This is a genomic window from Streptomyces sp. NPDC046939, from assembly GCF_040644575.1.
Classification (GTDB): Bacteria; Actinomycetota; Actinomycetes; order Streptomycetales; family Streptomycetaceae; genus Streptomyces.
Genome location: NZ_JBEYWV010000072.1, coordinates 1 through 5348, shown reverse-complemented (window position 1 = coordinate 5348; position 5348 = coordinate 1). Strand labels below are relative to the sequence as shown.

General features: G+C 68.1%; 5 protein-coding genes. 3 read left to right on the top strand and 2 right to left on the bottom strand.

Annotated features, from left to right (window positions below):
- Window positions 1-121: 121 nt before the first annotated feature.
- Window positions 122-676 (bottom strand): hypothetical protein, encoded by a 555-nt coding sequence (locus ABZ877_RS39605; protein WP_361081558.1) that lies wholly within the window; start codon window positions 674-676, stop codon window positions 122-124.
- 106 nt (window positions 677-782) lie between these two features.
- Window positions 783-1022 carry a hypothetical protein gene (locus ABZ877_RS39600; protein WP_361081555.1) on the bottom strand — a complete coding sequence of 80 codons (240 nt, stop codon included), beginning with the start codon at window positions 1020-1022 and terminating at the stop codon, window positions 783-785.
- 201 nt (window positions 1023-1223) lie between these two features.
- Between ABZ877_RS39600 and thyX the strand changes: the two genes are divergently transcribed.
- The 3 genes from thyX (at window position 1224) to ABZ877_RS39585 (ending at window position 4946) form a co-directional block, all read left to right on the top strand.
- Entirely contained in the window at window positions 1224-1964 is a 741-nt protein-coding gene (thyX, locus tag ABZ877_RS39595; protein ID WP_361081552.1) for an FAD-dependent thymidylate synthase, read from the top strand.
- Window positions 1965-2220: 256 nt separating this feature from the next.
- Window positions 2221-3120 carry a 4-hydroxy-tetrahydrodipicolinate synthase gene (dapA, locus tag ABZ877_RS39590; protein ID WP_361081550.1) on the top strand — a complete coding sequence of 300 codons (900 nt, stop codon included), beginning with the start codon at window positions 2221-2223 and terminating at the stop codon, window positions 3118-3120.
- A 140-nt stretch (window positions 3121-3260) separates the two neighbouring features.
- Window positions 3261-4946 carry a ribonuclease J gene (locus ABZ877_RS39585; RefSeq protein WP_361081547.1) on the top strand — a complete coding sequence of 562 codons (1686 nt, stop codon included), beginning with the start codon at window positions 3261-3263 and terminating at the stop codon, window positions 4944-4946.
- Window positions 4947-5348: the final 402 nt, after the last annotated feature.

Below are 5348 nucleotides of genomic sequence, written 5' to 3'. Positions count from 1 at the left end.
GCATCACCCGTGCGCGGGCCGGGTGGCTTGACACCCCCGACGGGCCCCCCCCGGTCGCGACGACGGTGCGGGCCCCTTCTCTCGTGTCTGTGAAGTTCAGCCGAGTCGTTTCTGTGGAGGGTCAGTCCTTCGGCCGGTACTCGTCCGCCCAGGCCTCGACGCTGTCGCTGGCCCGGTCGAACGCCGTGGACCGGCCGAGGAAGTCCCCGTTGTGGCTGGTGAGCAGAGTCGTCTGCTCCCCGCGCCGGTCCCGCCGTACGAGGACCAGCGCCTGCCCCTGCACGGTGCGCGGCAGCCCGAGCCAGCGCACGGGCTGCTGCACGGTGCGGGCGCTCACGACGACGTCCCAGGGGGCCGTCTGCGTCCTGAGGAAGCCGACGTGGCGCAGACCGCGGGCGCTCACCCACGTGCCCATGCGCAGCAGCCGCATGGCGGCGGCGATGACCAGGACGGCGACCACACCGCAGATCCCCGCGGCCGCGGGGTCCCCGGCCGCCGCGACGACCACCCCGGCGAACAGCACGTACGACGCCAGGAGCAGCAGCAGCGCGGCCGCACCGACCCGGTACGGGCCCGGGCGGTAGGGACGGCGCCACTGATCACGGTCGTCGAAGGGCAGCGCAGTCTCGGCGGCCTCGTCGAAAGCACGGTCGGCCGTCAGGAAGGACAGGGGCACGGCGGGTCCTCACTCGATCATCCACGCGGATGTGGGCTGTGCCCGGTGAGGTTATCCATGCGTGCCCCGGCCTTCCACCTCAGGGGGGCCGGTCGGGAACGACGGCTCAGCGCCCGTCGGAGGCTTCCGACTGCTGGGTGTGGCGAGGGGACTGGTCGGCCGAGAGGGCCGGCATCCCGAACAGCAGGGAGCCCACGAGCCCGGCCACGACGGTCAGCCCCACCAGGGTGCGGCCGGCGATCTGGCCTGCGGACGGGCGCTCACGCGCGGGCGGCGTGACATTGCTGCGGAACTTGTCGGCTTCGGCGATGAAGGCGAACGGTACGGGCTCGCGCCGACGAAACATGGGCGGTGCTTCTCCTCAAGGGGTTCGAACTGAGTGTGTTCATCTACACAGACGATCGATCTCCTCACATGGTGCCCACTTTCGCCGAATTAACAGATATTCGCTGTCGTTCGTCGCAGATGGCCTGAGAAGCACGGGGACCCGTGGCCCGTAGAGTGGGCGCCGCCCGATGGAAGTGATGGGGAAGGAACCACTCGAACCGTGACAGATACACCTGCTGAAGACCTCAAGCCCACGTTCAGGGGCGATGTCACCGTCCAGTTGGTGAAGAGTGACGCCAAGGACTCGGACGTGCTGTTCGCGGCCCGTGTCTCCACGGTGGGCGAGCAGTCCATCGACGAGCTGTCGAAGGACCCCGAGCGCTCCAAGGGCCTCATCAACTACCTGATGCGGGACCGGCACGGCAGCCCCTTCGAGCACAACTCGATGACCTTCCTCATCAGCGCGCCGATCTTCGTCTTCCGCGAGTTCATGCGGCACCGCGTGGGCTGGTCGTACAACGAGGAGTCGGGCCGCTACCGGGAGCTCCAGCCGGTCTTCTACGTGCCGGACGCCGACCGCAAGCTGGTGCAGGAGGGCCGCCCCGGCAAGTACCGCTTCGTCGAGGGCACGCCCGGCCAGTACGAGCTGACGTCGTCCACCATGGAGGCGTCCTACGTCCAGGCGTACGAGGCGTACCAGAAGATGCTGGCCGAGGGCGTGGCCCGCGAGGTCGCGCGCGCGGTGCTCCCGGTGGGCCTGTTCTCCTCGATGTACGCCACGTGCAACGCGCGCTCGCTGATGCACTTCCTGGGCCTGCGCACCCAGCACGAGCTGGCCAAGGTCCCCTCGTTCCCGCAGCGGGAGATCGAGATGGTCGGCGAGAAGATGGAGGCGGCGTGGGCCGAGCTGATGCCGCTGACCTACGCGGCGTTCAACGCCAACGGCCGCGTGGCGCCGTAGCCGTGAACCAGGTGCTCTGAACCGGCCGCGGACCAGGGCTTCCCTTGATCACCAAGGCGCAACGACGGCACAGATGTGCGGGTGAGCCGGATGAAGTGTCCGTATTGCGGCATTTCGAGAAGTTCATCTAGCCTGATCAAACGGACCCGGCACTGCCTGAACCCCCGAGCAGGCAGTGCCGGGCTCCACCTTTGTCGTGACTTGTCGGATCCCCCGAGGGGGGACCCGGCGCTGAGCAGCGAGTAGCGTGTTACCCATGGCTCCGACCTCGACTCCGCAGACCCCCTTCGGGAGGGTCCTCACCGCCATGGTCACGCCCTTGACGGCGGACGGCGCACTCGACCTCGACGGCGCGCAGCGGCTCGCCACCCACCTGGTGGACGCAGGCAACGACGGCCTGATCGTCAACGGCACCACGGGCGAGTCCCCGACCACCAGCAACGCGGAGAAATCGGACCTCGTACGCGCCGTGGTCGAAGCGGTCGGCGACCGCGCCCACGTCGTCGCGGGAGTCGGCACCAACGACACCCGCCACAGCATCGAGCTCGCCCGCGAGGCCCAGCGGGCCGGCGCGCACGGCCTGCTCACGGTCACGCCGTACTACAACAAGCCCCCGCAGGAGGGCCTGCTCCGCCACTTCACGGCGATCGCCGACGCGACCGAACTGCCCGTGATGCTCTACGACATCCCCGGCCGCAGCGGCGTACCGATCAACACGGAGACGATCGTCCGCCTCGCCGAGCACCCCCGCATCGTCGCCAACAAGGACGCCAAGGGCGACCTCGGCCGCGCGAGCTGGGCCATAGCGCGCTCGGGCCTCGCCTGGTACTCCGGCGACGACATGCTCAACCTGCCGCTGCTCTCGGTCGGCGCGTGCGGCTTCGTCTCGGTCGTCGGCCACGTGGTCGCGCCCGAACTGCGCGCCATGCTCGACGCCTACCTGTCGGGTGACGTGCACAAGGCGACCGAGATCCACCAGAAGCTGCTCCCCGTCTTCACCGGCATGTTCCGCACGCAGGGCGTCATCACGACGAAGGCGGCGCTCGCCCTCCAGGGCCTGCCCGCCGGACCGCTGCGGCTGCCGCTCGTCGAGCTCACGCCGGAGGAGACGGCGCAGCTCAAGGTCGATCTGGCCGCCGGCGGGGTACAGATCTAGCACCGACTTCGTAAGACCCCACAACTGAATCAACAGAACACCGAGCAAGACCGAAGCAACACCAACAACTGCTACTGCACGAACGTCACGCGCGCCACGTGCCCACAGGTACGTGGCGCGCGGGCTTAAGGGAGAATCTTTTGAGTCATCCGCATCCTGAACTCGGCGCCCCGCCGAAGCTCCCGAAGGGCGGCCTGCGCGTCACGCCGCTCGGCGGCCTCGGTGAGATCGGGCGCAACATGACCGTCTTCGAGTACAACGGTCGCCTCCTGATCGTCGACTGCGGAGTGCTCTTCCCCGAGGAGGAGCAGCCCGGAATCGACCTGATCCTGCCGGACTTCTCGTCCATCAGGGACCGGCTCGACGACGTCGAGGGCATCGTCCTCACGCACGGGCACGAGGACCACATCGGCGCCGTCCCCTACCTCCTCCGCGAGAAGCCGGACATCCCGCTGATCGGCTCCAAGCTGACCCTCGCCCTGATCGAGGCGAAGCTCCAGGAGCACCGCATCCGGCCCTACACCCTTGAGGTCGCCGAGGGCGACCGCGAGCGGCTCGGCCCGTTCGACTGCGAGTTCGTCGCGGTCAACCACTCCATCCCGGACGCGCTCGCGGTCGCCATCCGCACCCCGGCCGGCATGGTCGTCCACACCGGCGACTTCAAGATGGACCAGCTCCCGCTCGACCGTCGCCTCACCGACCTGCCGACGTTCGCGCGCCTCGGCGAGGAGGGCATCGACCTCCTCCTCACCGACTCGACCAACGCCGAGGTCCCGGGCTTCGTCCCGCCCGAGCGCGACATCTCGAACGTGATCCGCGGCGTCTTCGCCGGCGCCCAGAAGCGGATCATCGTCGCGTCCTTCGCCAGCCACGTGCACCGCATCCAGCAGGTCCTCGACGCCGCGCACGAGTACGGCCGCCGGGTCGCCTTCGTCGGCCGCTCGATGGTCCGCAACATGGGCATCGCGCGCGACCTCGGCTACCTGAAGGTGCCGCCGGGCCTCGTCGTCGACGTCAAGACGCTCGACGACCTCCCCGACAGCGAGATCGTCCTCGTCTGCACGGGCTCCCAGGGCGAGCCGATGGCGGCCCTGTCCCGGATGGCCAACCGCGACCATCAGATCCGCATCGTCTCCGGCGACACCGTGATCCTGGCGTCGTCGCTGATCCCGGGCAACGAGAACGCGGTCTACCGCGTCATCAACGGCCTGACCCGCTGGGGCGCCAACGTCGTCCACAAGGGCAACGCCAAGGTGCACGTCTCGGGCCACGCCTCGGCCGGCGAGCTGCTGTACTTCTACAACATCTGCAAGCCGAAGAACCTGATGCCGGTCCACGGCGAATGGCGCCACCTGCGCGCCAACGCCGAACTGGGCGCCCTCACCGGCGTCCCGCACGACCGCATCGTCATCGCCGAGGACGGCGTGGTCGTCGACCTGGTCGAGGGCAAGGCCAAGATCGTCGGCAAGGTCCAGGCCGGTTACGTCTACGTGGACGGGCTCTCCGTCGGCGACATCGGCGAGCCCGCGCTGAAGGACCGCAAGATCCTCGGCGACGAGGGCATCATCTCGGTCTTCGTGGTGGTCGACTCCAGCACCGGCAAGATCACCAGCGGCCCGAACATCCAGGCCCGCGGCTCCGGCATCGAGGACTCGGCGTTCCACGCCGTCGTCCCGAAGATCCAGGAGGTCCTGGAGAAGTCGGCCCAGGACGGCGTCGTCGAACCCCACCAGCTGCAGCAGCTCATCCGCCGCACGCTGGGCAAGTGGGTCTCCGACACCTACCGCCGCCGCCCCATGATCCTCCCGGTCGTGGTCGAGGTCTGACGCCTCGTCGGCAGTACACAGGGAGCGGGGCGCCTCGATTTGCATCGGGGCGCCCCGCTCCAGTAGGTTTACGGCTCCGCCCGAGGGGGAACCCGGAGCTACTTGAGGCTCCCGGTGTGTACCTCACGGGGCCGGAAATTCCGACTCAGAATCTCTGATAAAGTCGGAACCGCCGAAAGGCAAAGGCCCTCCAGCGGCCACCGGAAATGAATTCCACACCGGAAACGGAACGGAAAACGGATCTGGTAGGGTTGGAAACGCAAGACCGAAGGGAAGCGCCCGGAGGAAAGCCACGAGAGAGTCTCTCGGGTGAGTACAAAGGAAGCGTCCGTTCCTTGAGAACTCAACAGCGTGCCAAAAGTCAACGCCAGATATGTTGATACCCCGTCTCCGGCCATCACG